This window comes from Motilimonas pumila (assembly GCF_003596335.1).
GTDB classification, from domain to species: domain Bacteria; phylum Pseudomonadota; class Gammaproteobacteria; order Enterobacterales; family CBDFNC01; genus Motilimonas; species Motilimonas pumila.
The window spans coordinates 494,819-513,730 of record NZ_QZCH01000001.1 but is presented as its reverse complement, the minus strand read 5'-3'; the positions used below and the strand labels follow the sequence as shown (position 1 = coordinate 513,730).

Genomic DNA, 18,912 nt, shown 5'->3' with positions numbered 1-18,912 from the left:
CTCGCCGAAGACTCATTTTATTGATTTAATTTATTTTTAAGGATTTTTACCATGGCTGACGAACAACAAAGCGCACCACAACAAGAACAGATTGATTTTAATATTCAACGTATCTTCCTAAAAGATATTTCTTTTGAGTGCCCTAACTCGCCAACTATTTTCCAAAAAGAATGGCAGCCAGAAGTAAAACTGGACCTAGATACTAAGAGCGCTAAGCTAGCTGACCACGTATACGAAGTGGTGCTTTCTTTAACTGTTACCGCTAAAGTAGGCGATGAAACCGCTTTCCTTTGTGAAGTACAGCAAGCGGGTATCTTCACGGTAGGTGAAATGCCAGATCCACAAATGGCGCATTGCCTAGGCGCGTTCTGTCCAAACATTTTGTTCCCTTACGCTCGTGAAGCGGTAACAAGCATGGTGACTCGTGGTACTTTCCCACAGCTTAACCTAGCGCCTGTTAACTTTGACGCTTTGTTTGCACAAGCAATGCAGCAGCGTTCTGGTGAAGCAGAAGCACAACCAGAAAAACTGGATTCATAATCTAGATGGCTAATTCAGCAGCCATTTCTGTGTTAGGGGCGGGGTCTTATGGCTCCGCCCTTGCTATTTCTCTAGCCAGAAACGGCCATTCAACATTGTTATGGGGTCATGATCCTGAGCATGTTGCTACTTTGGCAGCCGCACGTTGTAACGAAGAGTTTTTACCTGGGGTGGAGTTTCCTGAGACTTTAGCGCTGGAAGCTGATTTAGCCAGCTGTGTCAGAGCCAGTCGCAATATCTTACTGGTGGTACCTAGCTATGCTTTTGCCTCAGTGTTGCAACAAATTAAGCCATACTTGACCAAGCAACACCGAGTTGCATGGGCGACCAAAGGCTTGGAGCCTGAAACCGGTAGATTGCTACAGGATGTCGCCATTGAAGCGCTTGGCAAAGATATTTCTCTGGCGGTGATTTCAGGACCCACTTTTGCAAAAGAATTAGCGATGGGGCTACCAACCGCAATTTCTTTGTCTTCAACTGACCCTGATTTTGTGACCGATTTATCTAACTTGCTGCACAATGAACAGAGCTTTCGAGTTTATACCAATGATGACTTTATTGGTGTGCAATTAGGTGGTGCGGTGAAAAACGTTATTGCCATTGGCGCAGGCTTGGCTGACGGCCTGGGCTTTGGCGCGAATGCCAGAACTGCGTTAATTACTCGAGGTTTGACCGAGTTAAGCCGTTTAGGGGCTGCACTCAATGCCGATCCTAAGACCTTTATGGGCATGGCTGGGCTAGGTGATTTGGTATTAACTTGTACCGATAATCAGTCTCGTAACCGACGTTTTGGGTTAGCGTTAGGTCGTGGTTTGTCGGTGGCTGACGCGCAACAAGAAATTGGCCAAGTGGTTGAAGGCTATCGCAATACCAAAGAAGTGTACATGTTGTCACAAAGGCACCAAGTAGAAATGCCAATCACAGAGCAGATTTACCAAGTGTTGTATCAAGGTAAAGATCCTAAAGCTGCTGCTGTCGCCTTACTCGCTCGCAGTAAGAAAGGTGAATAGGCTTGCTCTTAATCGCCAATAGTAAAAAAGGGCTTTACGCCCTTTTTTTGTCTCACAGTACTTTACACGCTACATATAAGAGTGTTCACCACTTTCGTGCTCAGTGATGTCTCTGACACCCTTAAGTTCACCGGCAAATTGCTCCAGCATTTGTTTTTCAACGCCATCTTTTAGCGTTAAGTCTACCTGAGAACAACCATTACAGCCGCCGCCAAATTGTACGATGGCATAACCGTCTTCGGTCAGTTCCATTAACTTAAGGAAACCCCCGTGGCTGGCTAAGCTTGGGTTGATTTCTGATTGAATCATGTAATCCACGCGATCGAGCAAGGGTGCATCGTCGGCGACTTTTTTCATTTTTGCGTTAGGCGCTTTTAGTGTCAGCTGAGTACCGGTTTCTTCTGTTACCAAGTCAATCGTGGCTTCTTCTAAAAACGGCGCGCTTATCTCATCAACCATGGCATCAAAGCCATCGAAAGGCAGTAAAATATCGGTTTTTTCTACTGCTTCTGGCGGGCAATAAGACACCCCACACTCTGCATTAGCGGTACCAGGGTTCACCACAAACACGCGAATATTGGTGCCTTCAGCTTGTGAGCTTAACAACTTCACAAAGTGCTGTTGTGCTGCTTCAGAAATACTAATCATCACTTTCCTCAAAACCTGACTAATTTACTCAGGCATTATAACGCCAATTCGTTGTCGTTTTGTATCAAAAAACGGCATTTTTGGCTTTTTTATGAATAAATGCTATCGACCTAGGTCAATGTGAGCATTGTAAATCAGTGCGGGCAATAGTCCAGATTTCTATTGTTACATCTGGATAACATGCTTGCGCAGTAATTGCTTTTGCGAGGCTCAGGGAGGTAGAGCCTGTCGTATATATGTCATCGATAATGGCCAGGCGTTGATAATCATGGCGCTGACAGCGAAAGGCATGTTGCATATTTTGTTTTCGCTGGGGCTTAGAAAGCTGAGTTTGGCTTGGAGTATGTTTTACCTTTTTACACAGTGAGTGGTGAACCGGAATGCTTAGTTGCTTGCTTAATGCTAAAGCCAATAAGCTGGCTTGGTTAAACCCCCGTTGCCATTGTTTAATAGGGTGCAAGGGCGTTGGGATTAACACCTGTGGCCATGACGTCGGTGTTTGACTGCGTAATTGTTGATACAAAAGCTGCGCGAGAATGGGGGCAAACAGCGCCTGTTTGTCGTATTTAAGGCGATAAATCATCTGATTCAGCGGCGGTTGTAATAGTCCGCCATGACGAAGAATGACGGGCTTTGGGTCATGGCTGCATGGACCACATCGCTGACAATGGGGGTCTTGTAGCAAGTAACCGCATTGCAGGCAATAATGTTGGCATTGTAACAAGTCTTGCTGGCACGTTGAGCATACTAACCCTTGTGTTATTCCTTGTTGGCACAAGAGGCAGCTCAGTGGTAAACAGGCTTCTAACCACTGTAAGAGTTTGGTGCTTGCATCAAAAATAGGCTGAGTTAACATAGCGATTTTTTACAGTGGGATAACTCCATGGCAGCCGCAATACATATTGAAAGTGTAGGACAAGGTCGTGATTTAGTATTACTGCACGGTTGGGGCCTAAACAATGCCGTCTGGCAAGGGTTGGTGCCTTTACTTAGCCCATACTTTCGTTTACACATGGTTGATTTGCCTGGGTTTGGCGACAGCGAACAGTTGCCACAACAAGACCTACAGAGCATAGCAAACGTTGTCGCGGCTAATATTTCACAATTGACCGATGACGCGGTATGGCTAGGGTGGTCGATGGGCGGCCTGGTTGCCACCAAGGTCGCCAGTTTATACCCTGAAAGCGTGCGTCAGTTAGTGCTAGTGGCGAGTAATCCTAAATTTACCGAGTCAACCGAATGGCATGGCATTGCGCCCGATATGTTGGCGCAATTTATCGACGCGTTAGGGCAGGACTTTAAAAAGACCATTGACAGGTTTCTGGCGATTCAGGCCATGGGTAGCCACAGTGCAAAGCAAGACATTAAGCAACTAAGAGCTTGGCTGAGAGCGAAGCCACTGCCGCAACCTGAGGCTTTGAGTGCAGGGTTAGATTTACTTTACAACGAAGATTTACGCCGTGAAGTGGTGAATTTAACTCAGCCTTGTATTGCTATGATGGGCCGTTTAGACAGCTTGGTTCCTATTAAGGTAAGTCATGACCTGTTGGCATTAAATAATGAAATCAACATCCTAGAGTTTAAGCAGTCATCTCATGCCCCTTTTGTTACGGAAAAAGAACTTTTTGCCAGTGAAATCATTCAACGTTGCCTTGTGTAGTTATGTAAAATTGCTGTTAATTTGAGCTATAATGAGCGATAATTAAACAAATATTTAAGCTCGGAGAAGGCTAATGAGAGTGGATTCTGCATTCAGTGCTGGAGTGCAAGGCTTTCAACAAGCCCAGCAGTTAGCGTCTAATAGCGCTAATAACATTGCCAGACAAACCAGTAACGTCAGTGATGGGGCGCAAGAGTTAGGTGCCACCGCGGCGCCATACCGCAGCGAAGAGTCACTGAATACGCAACTGGTCAATTTAAATGTCGCAGAGCAGCAAGCTAAATCGTCCGCCAAAGTGATCAGCGCGGCAGATGAGATGCTTGGCAGTATCATAGATATCAAAGTTTAACGCACAGGGTGAGTGCATTTGGGGGGAGCGAGTTATCAACTTGCTCTTGTACTATTAACCAGTATTGCGAGGGCAGCCGATATGAATTTTAATTTTCAGTTACCCAGTGTTATTCCCAATGCTATGCACCCACAAATTGATGCCGCTCGTCAAGATGCGCGTCATCGTGAGTTAATTCCCAAAACCACTCAAGCAGAAGCTTATCCTGCCGAGTCTGAAGTTGGTTCTGAAAAAGACAAGGCTAAGTCGCAACAGGCGCAGTCAAGCAACTCACAAAACAACTCAAATGGTCGCGTTGAGGAAAGGCAAAGCCAAGGCCAGCAAGGCTCTCAACAAGACAATCAAGCTCAAGACCAGCAAGAACAAGCACAAAACCAGTCTGCAGATGGCCGGCCTAATTCTGCCCGACAAGAACCGGGAGAGCTGACGCCTGAAGAGGAGATAGTGCTTGATTCAATGCAGGCTCGCCATCGTGAAGTGGTGATCCATGAGCAAGCGCATGCTTCTGTTGGTGGCCAATACGCCGGCCAACCCAGCTATGGCTATGAGCGAGGGCCTGATGGTCAGCGCTATGCGGTTTCAGGTGAAGTACCCATCAGCGTTTCGCCTATATCGGGCGATCCCGAAGCGACCATACAGAAAATGCGTCAAGTGAGATCCGCGGCTTTGGCGCCCCAGAATCCTTCGATAGCGGATCGCAAAATTGCAGCAGAAGCGACGCGTCAGTTAAATGCTGCCTACGCGGAGCTGAATCAGTCGGTGGGTGCAGAGTTTCTGCAAAACCCGGATCAAGATGCTGAGGACGAAAAGCGTACTTCCAGTGTGATGCAAACTACTGGGGCTGAAAGTACTGACCCTAGCCAATTTGATCCCAATGCACGCTATGTACCACAAGCTCGCTCCAGAATGAGCCTAGAAGCGGATAGAGCGATAGAATCGCGTTATTTTGGCTCTGTTGTCCCGAATCAAGCACAACAACTATTGTATCGTGTGTAACTCAGTACAAAACAAATATCACTTAAAAGGCGCCTGAAGGCGCCTTTTTAATGCGTGTGTATTACCCTGTTTCCAATAATGATTACCTGGGGTTTTGAATGTGTTGTTTCATCGCCCTTGCTTAGCATTTTTAAATGCGTCAGCAAATGCACTATTACCTGAATTACGGGGTTGAGCATTGCTTTGTGCTTTCGTTTGACGCTGAGCCGGCTTGCTTTTGGTGCGAGCAGTCGTTGGTTTAGTTTGGCTCGGCGCGCTATCGTGAAGCTTCATGGTTAAACTGACTCGTTTACGTTGAATATCCACTTCTAACACTTTTACCTTAACTATTTCTCCTGCCTTTACCACTTCTCTTGGGTCGGAGACAAACTTGTCACTCAAACAAGAGATATGCACTAAGCCGTCTTGGTGAACACCGACATCAACAAAAGCGCCGAAATTTGCTACGTTGGTTACTACGCCTTCCAATACCATTTCCGGTTTTAGGTCTGCAAGGGTTTCAACCCCTTCTTTAAAATGAGCAGTTTTAAACTCGGGTCTTGGATCTCGGCCTGGCTTGTTAAGTTCGGTGATAATATCCGTGACAGTGGGAATACCAAATTCTTCATTAGCATACTCTTTTGCTTGTAGCTGACTTAATACTGCTTGGTTGGCTATGAGTTTTTCAATGGGTAGATTCAACTGACTGGCCATGCTTTTTACCAGGTTATAGGCTTCCGGGTGAACCGCTGAGCTATCAAGGGGGTTTTTGCCGCCATTAACCCGCAAGAAGCCGGCGCATTGCTGAAATGCTTTGGGCCCTAATCTGGCGACTTTTTTGAGCTGTTTACGATCAACAAAAATGCCATTTTCATCACGGTAATCAACGATGTTTTGGGCAATGGTGGCATTTAAGCCTGCCACGTAGGTCAATAAAGCAGCAGAAGCGCTGTTTACATCAACGCCTACGGCGTTAACACAATCTTCTACCACCCCCCCAAGCTTTTTCGCTAATAAGTGCTGGCTGACATCGTGTTGGTATTGCCCTACACCGATAGCTTTAGGCTCAATTTTTACCAATTCGGCCAATGGATCTTGTAGTCGACGAGCGATGGAGACCGCACCGCGAATAGACACGTCTAAGTTTGGAAACTCGTTGGCCGCAAGTTCAGATGCCGAGTAAACAGAGGCGCCGGCTTCACTGACCATAATCTTAGTGAGCTTTAATTCAGGTTTGGCTTTGATCAAATCGGCCACTAATTGATCCGTTTCTCTGGACGCGGTGCCATTACCGATGCTGATAAGGTTGACTTGATGCTTGTGACAAAGCTGCGCCAAGCTGGCTAATGATTGTTGCCATTGCTTTTTGGGGGCATGGGGGTAAATGGTGTCGTAATCAAGCAGCTTACCTGTCTGATTAACCACCGCCACTTTCACACCTGTTCGCAGCCCTGGATCCAGCGCGAGAGTGACTTTAGGGCCTGCTGGAGCTGCCATAAGTAAGTCACTAAGGTTTTTTGCAAAAACATTAATGGCTTCCTCTTCAGCTTGTTCGCGCAATTGTGATAACAGTTCATTTTCAAGCTGCATCATGAGTTTAATACGCCAAGTCCATTGTAAAACGGTGCGTAACCAGCGACTGATTCCAGTTAACGTCAGCTCAAGGTGCTGGGCTAATAATACTTCTCCAATGCTGGCCTCTCGACCTTCTTCGACGCTTGGCTCAGGGTTTAACGTCAGTTGTAAAGTGCCTTCATTCCGGCCTCTAAATAAGGCAAGGGCACGATGCGATGGAATTTTGCTGAGCTTTTCAGTGTAATCAAAGTAATCTTTGAATTTGGAGCCAGCTTGTTCTTGTCCTGTGACCACGTTGGCGTCTAGGGTGGCATTTTGTTGCAAATGAGAACGTACTTTGGCCAGTAATTTTGCGTCTTGTGCAAAACGTTCCATAAGGATGAACTTCGCGCCTTCGAGGGCGGCTTTCACGTCTGCGATGCCGTTTTCTGGATTCACAAAAGCGGCGGCTGCCGAATCGGCGTCGCAGTGTTGATCGCTCAGCAGCTTATTTGCTAACGGCTCTAATCCCGCCTCTATGGCGATTTTCCCTTTGGTGGTGCGTTTTGGTTTATAGGGTAGGTATAAATCTTCGAGTTCTGTTTTGGTTGCAGCATCGGAGATCGCTTGGCGCAGAGCTGGGGTCAGCTTTTCTTGTTCTTGGATGCTGGCAATAATGGTGTCACGACGGCTATCGAGCTCTCTAAGGTAAGTAAGTCTTTGCTCAAGGGTCCGTAACTGGCCGTCATCTAAGCCGCCTGTGGCTTCTTTGCGGTAACGGGCGATGAAAGGTACTGTTGCCCCTTCGTCGAGTAATTGAATCGCGGCATCAATTTGTGGGCGATTAGCGGCAATTTCTGCAGCGATGATTTGGCTTATGGCTGTCAAAGTAATCTCAGTGTGTTGTAAAGGGTATGAAAAGGTCAAAGTAGGTAATCAATGTGATTGATATACCATACTGCTTCACCGTTTGGCGTCTTGACGATGGCTTCGTCGTCTACTTGTTTTTTGAGTAACGCTCGAGCCATGGGAGAGTCTATTGAAATCGCGCCTTTATTTTCGTAAATTTCATCAGGGCCAACAATTTGAAACTTCATGGTTTCACCTTGGTCATTTTCAATTTCGACGAGCGCGCCAAAAAATACTTTGCCTGCTTGCTGTGCATTGGGGTGAACCACGGTTAATTGCTCAATCCGTTTACGTAAAAACCGCACGCGTTTGTCTATTTGCCGCAGAATATGCTTATTTTCTTTGTAGTCTGCGTTTTCGCTGCGATCTCCTAAGCTTGCTGCCCAAGTGACTTTTTGGGTGATTTCTGGGCGGTATTCCCGCCACAAGTAATCTAATTCTGCTTGTAGCTTTTCAAGCCCTTGCGGGGTTATTAGGTTGGTTTTCAATCTATCACTCTTACTCACAATACTCTGGTTTCAGTTATAGCGCCTCTTGCAGGCAATTTAAAGTGCAGCAAGCGGTTTGATAGTTTTTTTACGCTATCACTTTCATTTGTGCTCAGTCCTAGGTTGCAGTTTTTAGTTCATGGCTCATGCCAAGGCATTATTTTTATTTTCCATTGATCTTTTTTTGCCTTTGCGTTCGTAGTGCTCAATGGTGTGAATAGAGCAGTATCACTTCATGTAGAAATACACAACTTATGGAAAAGAAAGGTTATATCATGAATAAAAAAATTACTTTATTAGCGTCTGCCGCGGCACTTCTATTTGCAAGCAACGCCAGTGCAGGTTGGAATAAAGCTTCCTACCAGTGTTTAAAAACCAAACCCGCCGTATTTGATGGCACCATCGCTGAAGCTGCAATTGCAACGCCTGAACTGAGCACCTTGGTAACCGCTCTGAGTGCTGCGAACTTGGTTGACGCAGTGAATGGCGATGGCAATTTAACGGTGTTTGCCCCCACTAACGCTGCATTTGAGAATGTACCTGCGCCGATATTAGGTGAGATCCTCGGGGATACTGATGTGCTCAGCGCAGTATTACTGCACCACGTTGTAGACGGCAAATTTGATGCCAGGCGCTCTTATTTCCCAAAAGCAAAGACCAGCTTGGTGGGACAAAAGCTGTTCTTAAGCAGAACAGAAGGTAAACCACACGTTAACCAATCTGAGATTGCGTGCCAGCCGGTGAAAACGGACAACGGTACGGTTTGGATCATCGATAGCGTGTTACTGCCGCAGTTCTAATTGCGCAGTTTAATCAGCCACCACCCAGCATTTTCGTTTCATGGTAGGGTATATAATTAAAAAGCCACTGCAAGGATGCCGTGGCTTTTTCATATTACTTCATGGCTAATTTGGCAGTATTACTTTACTTGCCATACACCCCATGAGCCTGATTGAGTTGGGTTGTCACCTTTTGTCCACCAACCGGCGGTGTATTTAACACCTTTAACCACTACGGTATCGCCCGTGTTGTAGACTTTATCAGCCTGCCAAGCATCGCCTGCAGGTGGTAAAGGTGCTTCAGTTGGCCCCGTTGCTGGTGGCGTTGGCTCGGAAGTCACGCTTGGCACTTCTCCTGCTCCACAACTGGCTTCTTGCCAGAACCAGTTACCGCCTTTAGCCGGACTTTCCCATACGCCAGGGTTATTTTGCGCTTGATAACATGCGCCTTGGTAGCTAACAACATCGCCATTGCTGACTTGTGTCTGACCACCTACCCAAGCCGGTGCAGTTACTGGCACAGGGGTAGGCGTAACTTCTGGAGTTGGTGGTGTGCTAGGTGGTATTGAAGGCAGCGTTGACGGTGTTACGGAAGGAGTCACAGTTGGTGTCACCGATGGCTGTACTGTAGGCACCACAGTGGGCACTTGAGTAGGTACTTGCGTTGGTACTTGCGTTGGTACTTGCGTTGGTACTTGTGTCGGTGCTTGCGTTGGCTCCTCGGTCGGCGCTTGTGTTGGCTCAGTAATCTGTGGACACGGTGTTTCGTCCCAGAACCAGTTACTTGCTAATGGCTCTTCCCAAATACCTGGGTCGTTTTTAGCGATAAAACACTTACCTTTATTGATAAAGAGTTCGCCATTTTTTGGCACGCTAAAGCCGTGATCCCAAGGGGTGGGTGCAATAGGCTCTGGGGTCGGTCCAGCAGTTGGCTCTGGTGTAGGCTCTACCGGTCCTTGAGTTGGCGTTACGCCGCCACCTTGGCCAAGGTAAAGCGGTTTTTGCACGCTTTCAGGTAAACACTTGTATGTTGATTCCTGGCCTTTAAATTGACCGTTGCGATCAAACGCGTCGTATAGGCTACCGTCTTTATTACACAATTGGCTCCATGGCGTATCAACTGGTAGTACCAATAAGATCGCGTCTAAGACTTCGCCAAATTGGTTAGCAAAATCAATGCTGCCATTGCTGCTGATTTTATTAAATACAGCAAAAGCAGCGTCTTCTGCAGCGACGAGCTCTTCTTGAGTGTAAAGTGGGCCAAGGGCGTCAATATAAGTCGAAACATCAGACCAAGCTATATCAGAGGTGTAGTAGCCCGGGTAACCAGCAACACCTTTGTCAGCGACTTCTTTCAAGGCTTTTGCTTTGTAAGGTACTTGATAGAGGTAGTTGATACCAAAACCACCAGAACCGTCACCGGTAAGGTCGAAACATGAGTCGATATTCTCTTTTTGCATACACGCGTCGCGGCGCACATCCTTCAGTGGGAATAACGCAAGGCTTTCTGAGCTCAGGCCACGGTTATAGCCTACAGAAATAATTTTAGTCAGCGCTTGTGGATCTTTCGCATCTTTTACAAATAAGCCGAACTCATTAGCTGAGCGGGCAACCGTGTAGTAAGCAAATATATTGTAGTAAGAAGCGCCAATGGCACTTGGTACAAAGCTATTTTTACCTGGCTCTGGCTTAAATACTTGATTGTAGATAGGCGATGTTTTTTCCGCTGGAGTAACAACGTTGTAATCGTCCGTTGGCGCTAAACCTTTGTAGAAACGGTTAGGGAACATACGCATCAGTTCGCCGAAGGCAGAATACATGTGGCCTTCTAACTGAAAAAAGCCATCATACTTGGTACGACCACCGCGAAGTGTGTTCCAAATACCCCACAAATCCCTTTGGTTTGCGTCTACATCTTGATATTTAGGCTTCACTGGGTAAGTGAAAAAACCTGGAACGTTGGCGTAGTCTGCGCCCATACCCGCTTCTTGCAAAGATTTGGCTGCATACAAGTTTGCATCGTGGTAAGGGTCATCAATACCCGTTACGTTTTTAAACAACGACGCGGCGTGTGCCATGGCCATCGCCCAGTGAGCACGCTCATTTGGCAGTTGAAAAGAGTATGGTGCTAACCATACCAAGCGTTTGAGCTTTAAAATGCGAATTTGCTGATCAACAACTTCCTGACCTTGATCCTTGTATTGCGCCGCAACCGCATCAATCTCAGCTTGTGATAGTTCAAAATCCATTTGCCCTAAACGGATCTTACCCGTCGGCATAAAGGTCGCTTGATCTAGCTGATAAGTCAGAACGCCAACTTCCTGGGCGGGCCAAACATTGGTTGCAGCTTGGGCTTGCATGCTACATAACCCAAGCACTGTTGCTGCCAACAGGGGCTTTAGCTTAAATTTTTCCATGGTATAAACCTATTTAGCGGGTGGAACAGTGAGGCTCGTGCCTTCATTTAGCAATCCTTGCTAAACCGGGCTCTGTTGTGATGAGCCTCTAGCTGTATCCACTGAGTTGAAATAATGCTTAATGAAACATAAGCCATAAGATCTAAAATAAAACTGATTAAAAAAGCAATAAACACTGATTTAAACCAGTAAAAACTCATGCTGAGATTGATCTGTCGCAGTTTTTTCGCTGTTTTAGTCAACGATTTCGACTTTATCTCTTACCGTTATTCACACTCAGGAAACAAGTATTTACTTGCTTTATTTAAACGTTGCGAAGCATTTGCGGCTTTAATGGAGTGGCGTTTTTTACTCATCTAGCAAAGTTAACCTCAGGTGAGTTCAGGTTAAGTTCAGCCTCATTGGTACAAACTTGAACAACTTCTGAGCAGCCCCCTATCGCTGCTATTGGCTCATTCAGGCAACGAGGGTTGGCGTTTTCATGGGAATAGCAAAAACAAAACTGTTAGTGGTTGAAGACCATAGCTTTCAACGCAAAGCACTAATATGCATGTTGAAGCGATTGGACATCAGTGATGTTCAAGAAGCCTGCGACGGTGAAAAAGCCATGGACTTAGTGCAGCAACGTTCGTTTGATTTAATTATTTGTGATTTACGCATGCCCAACATGGACGGCTTAGCCATGTTACGTAATTTTGCAGAAATGAAATTTAAAGGCTGCATTATTATTTCCAGCGCTCTGGCGCCGGATTTGCTCGCCTCGGTTGAGAAAATGGGCAAAGCACTTGGGCTCAGTATTTTAGGCTCAATAGGTAAGCCACCTAAGCTCGACTCATTGGCGCAATATATCAATCAAGCCAGAACCCCCATAACTGCGAGCCCGCAAGTGGCTAATCCACTTGATATTCAGCTAGCTGATATTCACGCCGGTTTAAAACGGGGCGAATTTATTCCTTACTTTCAGGCGCAAACCTGCTTTAAAAGCCAAGCTGTGCTGTCGGCCGAAGTACTCGTGCGTTGGCAACACCCTAAGTATGGCTTACTGAGCCCGTTTCACTTTTTGCCCTTGATTGAGTCTCACCGTTTGATGGACGTGTTGACTGAACAAATGATTTTTTCCTCCGCGCGGCAATTGGCGAAGTGGCAGAGTGCAGGCACCGATATCAAGCTGTCCATTAATTTGTCAGCGAGCAGCTTTGGCAGCGATAAGTTAACTCGCGGCCTCTTACTGGCTTGCGAGCGCTTCGGTGTCAAACCCGAACGTATAACTCTGGAAGTGACGGAGAGCGCTTTAGCTGAAAATATTGCAGAAGCAATGGAGCAATTAAACCGCTTTCGAATGCACGGTTTTGCCTTGGCCATTGATGATTTTGGTACCGGGTACTCTTCGTTAACACAGCTTCATAATTATCCGTTTACCGAGCTTAAAATTGACCGCAGCTTCATCGCCAAGATGGAGCAAGACCCTTCAGCTATGGCCATTGTCGAGTCCAGCTTAAGTTTAGCGAAAAAACTGAATCTAAAAACGGTGGCAGAAGGTATCGAAACGCCGAAGCAATGGAGCTTATTGAAAAAGTTAGATTGCGATTTATGTCAGGGCTATTTGATCCATAAACCGACAGATGCCGCTCATTTTAATTTTTGGCTCAAGCAACAACATGCCGTTTAAGGGAATAAATCAAAATGATGAAATACAGTAAATTTTTTCAGAGTAAAAAAATCTTGCTGGTGGATGATTGCCCAATGATTGTCAGCGCCACCCGCACCATGCTGATTAATAATGGTTGTGATAGCCAACATATCTACAATGCCGGCGATGCCAAGCGTACTCTAGAACTATGCAAAGCCAGGCAATACGACTTTATCATTTGTGATTACAACTTAGGTAAAGGCACAGATGGCTTACAGCTATTAGAAATCTTGCAGCAAAGCGCCTTACTAAGCCAAAAAACCGTGGTGTTTGTGGTAACCGCAGAAGCTGCGCGTTCGGTTTTTTATGGTTTTTCAGAATATGAACCTGACGGCTATTTAATAAAACCGGTGAAAATTCAACAAATTGCGGCACGTTTGATGAAAGCCTATGCCCAGCGACAAGCCTTAATTGGCATTGAGAATACTTATCAAGCTGAAGGCCTCAGCGCTGCTCAGCAATATGCTTTAAGGTACCCACAAAATAGCGCGATCCGCTTAAAGCAAGCAGAGCTACTTGCTCGCCAACACCAACTGCAAGAGGCCAAAGCTGCATGCGTATGCTTAGTAAAAGAAAATAATAATAAGGCGAAGCTGTATTTTGCTCAGCTGCTGGTGGATCAAGAAGATTATGAGCTGGCGGTGCAATACCTAGAAAAGTTAATCAAGCTCCCCGAAATTCGTATTCAGGCTTTGCAGATGAAAGCCCAGTGTTACATGAGCCTAAAGCGCTTTGATAAAGCATCGGAAATTTTTGCGAAAGCCAGTGAATTAGCCCCGAATAATATTGAACGCCTGCTGGTGCAGTTTAATTTGGCTGAAGTGCGCGAAGATTATGATGAGTTGCTTGAACTCGGCGATAAAATTAGTCGCAAGGTGGTGAACTCCCATTGGGAGTCTGTGGCCATTTATGCCGCTGCGCTTAGGGCGGCTTTTCGAAAATGTCAGCAAAGTCAGGCGAGTGGCCCTTTAATGACCTTAATGATAAGGCAGCTGCGTAATATTGAGCAGCGTTTTGCGAGCGCAGAACACAAGTTACATAAACGAGTGTTAAGCGCACACTTCAATATTATTAAAGGGGATATTAAAGACAGTTTTGAAGAGTTAGAAGGTGTCGAGCTGGCATTAGTCCAAGAAGCAGAGAAGCACGCGCAAAATAATCTGTCTGCGCCTGTTCACTTTTATTTGTGTCTTGATTTAGCTTGCGCATATTTATCCGCAGGTCAGCTGGAACAAGCGATGCAAAAGCTTCAGCACGTGTTGTCTATGCTAAGCCCCGATCCTACCTTAGCTGCGAGTGAACAGTTAATGGTTCGCAGCATGTTAGAGCGAGTATCAGAGCGCCAAGAAAAAGCGCAAAAGCTGCAACATGCTAGTGAAAGTGCTATCGAGCGCGGAGCTAATATGGATGCCGCTATTTATGGTTTGAGCGCGTGGCAAGTGAAGCCATACGACTGCGATATTGCGTTGAACTTACTCAAGGTGTTCACCAAAGCGATCCCGATGAATGTGCCCATCTCGCAATTAAAAACCACTATTTCGCAAGTGCAAACTACCTTAGATCTTGAGCGAGAAAGTGTCGAGTTACCGGTGTGGTATCGCCCGGCGTTAAGAGAAGTCAATCGCAGTTTTGCTGCTATTGCCAAAGGATAAAAATGACTATGCCAATAATTAAATCGACTCTTCTTCATGGCCTATTCATTTTGTTATTTACTGCCTTTAGTTGTGGTCAGCTTGCCGCTCAGGTCAGCGATTTGAGCCAAGCCGAGGAGGCCTGGATTGACCGTAAAGCCCAAGTGATTGTGGGGGTGTTAACAACGCCATATCAGCCATATTATAAAATTAGCGATAACCAAAAGGTGTCCGGCATCTTGGATGACTTTACCCACTTAGTGATGGATAAATTAGGCTTAAAAGTTAAGTATCAGCTTTACCCGGATTATCCAAGCTTAGAGCAGGGGCTGCTAAACGGTGAAATTGACTTGATTGCCGGCGTTGAGAAAACGCCAGAGCGGGTCAAGCAGCAGCGTTTTTCACAAGCTTTTTTACAAGTGCCAAAAGCCATAATGGTGCATGAAAACCGACGTGCTCTTACGGATTGGGAGCAATTTGATGGTTTAACATTTGCGGGTGAAGTCGGGTTTGCAAACCAAGAGATGATAGAGCGCACGCTACCTGATACCAACTACTTGTTGATTGACAGCGTGCAAGAAGCTGTAACCACTATTAAGTACGGCATGAGTGATGCTTACGTGGGGGATCACATCACCCTACAATACTTGGTGGGCCAAGCGACAGACCTTCCTCTTCTTATCAAGCAGTTTTCAGAGCTGGGCAATTCAAGTCTTAGGTTTAGTACCGCATATGAGCAAACATATCTGATTAATATCATCAATAAAGCGATACAAGACATTGATATTTTAACGGGAAAGAAGATTATTAACCGTTGGTTAAATAGCGCTAATCAAGAGGGCGACACGCCTATTTTGATAAACCAAGCGGAGCAAGCGTGGATCAATGCGAACCCTGTGGTGAAATATGCGGTCGATCCTTTGTGGAAGCCTTTAGACTATATCAACGGTCAGGGTAAACCCGATGGCATGGCGAAAGATATTTTAGGCATTATTAGTGAAAAGACCGGCATCCAATTTGAGCATGTTGCGAGCGACTCATGGGGTGAGTCGATGGCTTTGTTTAAAGACAAACAAGTAAGTATATTGCCAGCGGTAGTGAAAACGCCAAAGCGTCGTGACTTCATGTTATTTAGTCAGCCTTATTACTCTGACCCTTGGGTGTTATTAAGCCAATCTAATCGTAATATCGATGTTGAAGGCGTGGCAAGCGGTGAACTGCGCGTAGCTGTTAAACCAAACAGCTTTGCAGAGAATGAGATTTTAAAGCACTTTCCCAAAGCCAACATCATCGCCAGCGAAGGGCTGATTGATGCGCTGGATAAGGTCCAAAGCGGCGTCGCGGACGTGGCTTTTTCAAACTTATCTATTGCCGCCAATATGCTGCAAGAGGAGTTTGCAGGTAAGCTGAAAATTGTTAATAAAATCAGCCAGGCTCAATCGGTGAACATCAAAGTAGGCGTACAATTAGATGAGCCTATTTTGCAAGATCTGGTGAATAAAGCTTTGGGCAGTATTTCTCAGGCTGAGCTAGAAAATATTCACAATAAATGGTTGGTAGTAGAAGTGAATCAAGGTGTGGAATACGCCGATATTTATTTGTACGCCAGCGTTATCATTGTTCCCATACTTTTGATTTTGGGAATCATTTTATATTCCAATTATCGCTTAAAAAGTGAAGTGAACTTACGCCGCCTAGTGGAAATTCGGGCCAAAGAAGCGGAGCGTAAAGTTCAGTCGATTGCCGATAATATTCCTGGCGCGGTCATTCAGTTTCATCAAACCGTGGATCAAAGGATCGTATTTACTTTTATCAGTAAAGGGATCGACAAGCTATACAGTTATGACGTGAAAGACATGATGCGCGAGCCGCAGTTATTTCTGCGTGATGCACCTGCGTATGAACGCGCTAAAGTAATGCAAGCGATGCATGATTCGGCCGCCAATCTTAGCCCGGTTGACATTGAATTTCAGCTCAGTCAAAGCGCTGATCAACCTGTTTGGATCCAGGTGTTAGCCAAGGTTACTCGCCGTGGTGGTAATACTTCTTGGAACGGCGTATTGGTCGATATCAGTGAGCGTAAACAGCAAGAATTTGCGCTCGCTCAAGCAATGGAAAAAGCCCACCAAGCCACCAAAGCTAAATCGCACTTTCTAGCGATGATGAGTCATGAAATTCGTACCCCGCTAAATGGTGTGATTGGCATGTTAGAACTTCTGACGCAAAGTGTCGAAGAACCAGAGCAAATGGAATACGTGCAAAGCATTAACAGCAGTGCCAATAATCTGCTGCATATTTTGAACGATGTTCTGGACGTGTCGAAAATAGAAGCTGGGCAACTAGAGGTTACGGCGGTAAAAACTAACGTTAAGCGCATTGCGCAAGATGTGCTAACGACCCATGCCAATAATGCCACCAGTAAAGGGCTCGATGTGAACTATTGGCATGATCCATTAATTGCCACCAAAGTACTCACCGACGGTAACCGTCTTGGACAAATTATATCCAACTTTTTAGGCAACGCCATCAAGTTTACCGAGCGCGGCCAAGTCAAATTAAGCCTCACCTTATTGCAACAAGTTGAAGCGCCCAATGGGGAGCTACAACAAACCATACGTTTTCAAATTACGGATACGGGCATTGGCATTTCACCTGAGAATCAAAAGAAATTGTTTCAGCCTTTTGTTCAAGCTGAAGCGTCTACTAGCCGTAAATATGGCGGCACAGGTTTAGGTTTAACCATTTCAAAAATGTTAGCGCAACGACTTGGCAGTGATATTCAATTGACGAGCCAAGAAGGTAATGGCACCACCATATACTTTGACTTGACGTTACCTGTGCTCATACCCGCAGAGATGCCGCAAAAGCAGCAGCAAAAAGCGGTAGTGTTAGTGGATAATGACTCGGAGCATTGCCTGCGAATTAAAGCGTATTTTGAAGCTTGGCAATACCCTTTGGTTGTGATCCCCGATTACTTAGCACAGTCGGTATTAACCATGAAAGAGGCGGTTATTTTCTGTCCTCAAAAGTTAGTTGAACAGCATAACTTAGGGCCTGTTTGTGCGGAGAACAGCAGTCAGCTCGTGATTTTGAGTAAAGTGATTTTTTCACCCGCTCTGGGCGCGTTGTGTTTGCCGACCAACCCTTTATTGCCACGTAATATAGAAACCATTCTGCAGCGTTTGACTGACATTGATGGTCTTTACAAGCAAGTAAGTAAATTTGGCTCAAAGAATAAACACAAGCCGCTATTAACCCGAGAGCAAGCTTTGGTTGAAGGTCAGTTGATATTAGTGGCCGAAGATCACCCCACCAACCAAGAAGTGATTAGGCGCCAGCTTAATATGCTGGGTTATACCTGCGACATTGTTGAAAATGGAGTGTTAGCATTACAAGCGTTAAAGCAAACCCCTTACAGCTTACTTATTACCGATTGCCATATGCCAGAGATGGATGGGTATCAATTGACCGAGAAAGTGCGAGAGTTTGATCAACAACTGCCAATCATAGCATTAACTGCCAATGCCTTATCGGGAGAACTTGAGCGCTGCATTGAAATAGGCATGAACGATTATTTGAGTAAGCCTACATCGATGGGAGACTTAAAAGAAAAGATCTTGCAGTATATTACGGAGTCTGAGGGAGGTGCGTCATTGGTCGAACCAGTTACCGATATGGCGGCCATTTTAGCTGAGACGGACGACGAATGCTTATTATCAGAGGTATCCGCCGAGGAAAATGCATTGCCTGTGAGTGATATGCCTTGGCAAGCGGCTCAAGTGTTGCAACCTGTTGATGAACTTGAGTTACTCGAAATGTTTGGCGAGCGAGTCGTTGTAAAGCAAATGTTAGACGAGTTTCAGGTGACCTTAGAGCAAGATATGCGAGAAATGATGCAAGCTAAGATAGCAAGAGATTATGAAGGGATGGCGCTCATTGCTCACCGTATGAAAGGCGCGGCCAGCATGATTACCGCCGCAGAGTTGTCTAACGCCTGTTACGCTATTGAGCAAATATGTAAGCGTCAAAGTGACGAAGACATTACCTCAAGTTTAAAGGCGTTAAACCAAGCCAAGCAGAGGCTCAATGAATTTTTGGCTCTGCCACAAAATGCAGCGTGATTAGCGTCATCTAGCCAGCCCCCGTCATGAGGGTTGGCCAGCTCTGTTTGTCAGATAAATTTGCATATTTGATAAGGGGGGGCTACGTGGTATATTGTGCCGATTATTTTTGCCATTTTATTTAGCTAGTACCTTATAGCC

At 45.7% G+C, this 18,912-nt stretch carries 14 protein-coding genes; 9 read left to right on the top strand and 5 right to left on the bottom strand.

The window, feature by feature from the left end:
• Positions 1-51: 51 nt before the first annotated feature.
• Together secB and gpsA are read left to right on the top strand one after the other, a co-directional pair.
• Positions 52-540, top strand: a complete 489-nt coding sequence (gene secB, locus D1Z90_RS02330) for a protein-export chaperone SecB (protein WP_119909110.1) — start codon at positions 52-54, stop codon at positions 538-540.
• 5 nt (positions 541-545) lie between these two features.
• On the top strand, positions 546-1,550 hold the full coding sequence (gpsA, locus tag D1Z90_RS02325; RefSeq protein WP_119909109.1) for an NAD(P)H-dependent glycerol-3-phosphate dehydrogenase: 1,005 nt from the start codon (positions 546-548) through the stop codon (positions 1,548-1,550).
• Between the two features lie 69 nt (positions 1,551-1,619).
• Here the strand turns inward: gpsA and nfuA are convergent, their stop codons facing one another.
• The gene (gene nfuA / locus D1Z90_RS02320; RefSeq protein ID WP_119909108.1) at positions 1,620-2,198 is read right to left on the bottom strand and encodes a Fe-S biogenesis protein NfuA; all 579 of its coding nucleotides are present in this window, start codon (positions 2,196-2,198) and stop codon (positions 1,620-1,622) included.
• Positions 2,199-2,313: 115 nt separating this feature from the next.
• On the bottom strand, positions 2,314-3,054 hold the full coding sequence (locus tag D1Z90_RS02315; protein ID WP_119909107.1) for a ComF family protein: 741 nt from the start codon (positions 3,052-3,054) through the stop codon (positions 2,314-2,316).
• 27 nt (positions 3,055-3,081) lie between these two features.
• Here D1Z90_RS02315 and bioH point away from each other — a divergent pair, with 27 nt between their 5' ends.
• The 3 genes from bioH (at position 3,082) to D1Z90_RS02300 (ending at position 5,203) form a co-directional block, all read left to right on the top strand.
• A complete protein-coding gene (bioH, locus tag D1Z90_RS02310) occupies positions 3,082-3,858 on the top strand; it encodes a pimeloyl-ACP methyl ester esterase BioH (RefSeq protein ID WP_119909106.1) in 777 nt (258 codons plus the stop codon).
• 73 nt (positions 3,859-3,931) lie between these two features.
• On the top strand, positions 3,932-4,207 hold the full coding sequence (locus D1Z90_RS02305; protein WP_119909105.1) for a flagellar biosynthesis protein FlgE: 276 nt from the start codon (positions 3,932-3,934) through the stop codon (positions 4,205-4,207).
• An 81-nt stretch (positions 4,208-4,288) separates the two neighbouring features.
• Positions 4,289-5,203 carry a putative metalloprotease CJM1_0395 family protein gene (locus D1Z90_RS02300; RefSeq protein ID WP_232525180.1) on the top strand — a complete coding sequence of 305 codons (915 nt, stop codon included), beginning with the start codon at positions 4,289-4,291 and terminating at the stop codon, positions 5,201-5,203.
• 108 nt (positions 5,204-5,311) lie between these two features.
• Here the strand turns inward: D1Z90_RS02300 and D1Z90_RS02295 are convergent, their stop codons facing one another.
• Together D1Z90_RS02295 and greB are read right to left on the bottom strand one after the other, a co-directional pair.
• Positions 5,312-7,624 carry a Tex family protein gene (locus tag D1Z90_RS02295; RefSeq protein WP_119909198.1) on the bottom strand — a complete coding sequence of 771 codons (2,313 nt, stop codon included), beginning with the start codon at positions 7,622-7,624 and terminating at the stop codon, positions 5,312-5,314.
• 35 nt (positions 7,625-7,659) lie between these two features.
• Entirely contained in the window at positions 7,660-8,133 is a 474-nt protein-coding gene (gene greB / locus D1Z90_RS02290; protein WP_119909104.1) for a transcription elongation factor GreB, read from the bottom strand.
• Positions 8,134-8,408: 275 nt separating this feature from the next.
• On the opposite strand from greB, the gene D1Z90_RS02285 reads away from it, so the two are divergent.
• Positions 8,409-8,933, top strand: a complete 525-nt coding sequence (locus tag D1Z90_RS02285; RefSeq protein WP_158587031.1) for a fasciclin domain-containing protein — start codon at positions 8,409-8,411, stop codon at positions 8,931-8,933.
• A 119-nt stretch (positions 8,934-9,052) separates the two neighbouring features.
• Here the strand turns inward: D1Z90_RS02285 and D1Z90_RS02280 are convergent, their stop codons facing one another.
• Positions 9,053-11,329, bottom strand: a complete 2,277-nt coding sequence (locus D1Z90_RS02280; protein ID WP_119909102.1) for a carbohydrate-binding protein — start codon at positions 11,327-11,329, stop codon at positions 9,053-9,055.
• A gap of 481 nt (positions 11,330-11,810) precedes the next feature.
• On the opposite strand from D1Z90_RS02280, the gene D1Z90_RS02275 reads away from it, so the two are divergent.
• From D1Z90_RS02275 to D1Z90_RS02265, 3 genes are read left to right on the top strand one after another with little or no spacing between them, the layout of a single operon-like run.
• Positions 11,811-12,998 carry an EAL domain-containing response regulator gene (locus tag D1Z90_RS02275; RefSeq protein ID WP_119909101.1) on the top strand — a complete coding sequence of 396 codons (1,188 nt, stop codon included), beginning with the start codon at positions 11,811-11,813 and terminating at the stop codon, positions 12,996-12,998.
• 14 nt (positions 12,999-13,012) lie between these two features.
• Positions 13,013-14,671: a response regulator gene (locus D1Z90_RS02270; RefSeq protein WP_119909100.1), complete on the top strand. Its 1,659-nt coding sequence runs from the start codon at positions 13,013-13,015 to the stop codon at positions 14,669-14,671.
• Between the two features lie 2 nt (positions 14,672-14,673).
• Positions 14,674-18,771: a transporter substrate-binding domain-containing protein gene (locus tag D1Z90_RS02265; RefSeq protein ID WP_119909099.1), complete on the top strand. Its 4,098-nt coding sequence runs from the start codon at positions 14,674-14,676 to the stop codon at positions 18,769-18,771.
• Positions 18,772-18,912: the final 141 nt, after the last annotated feature.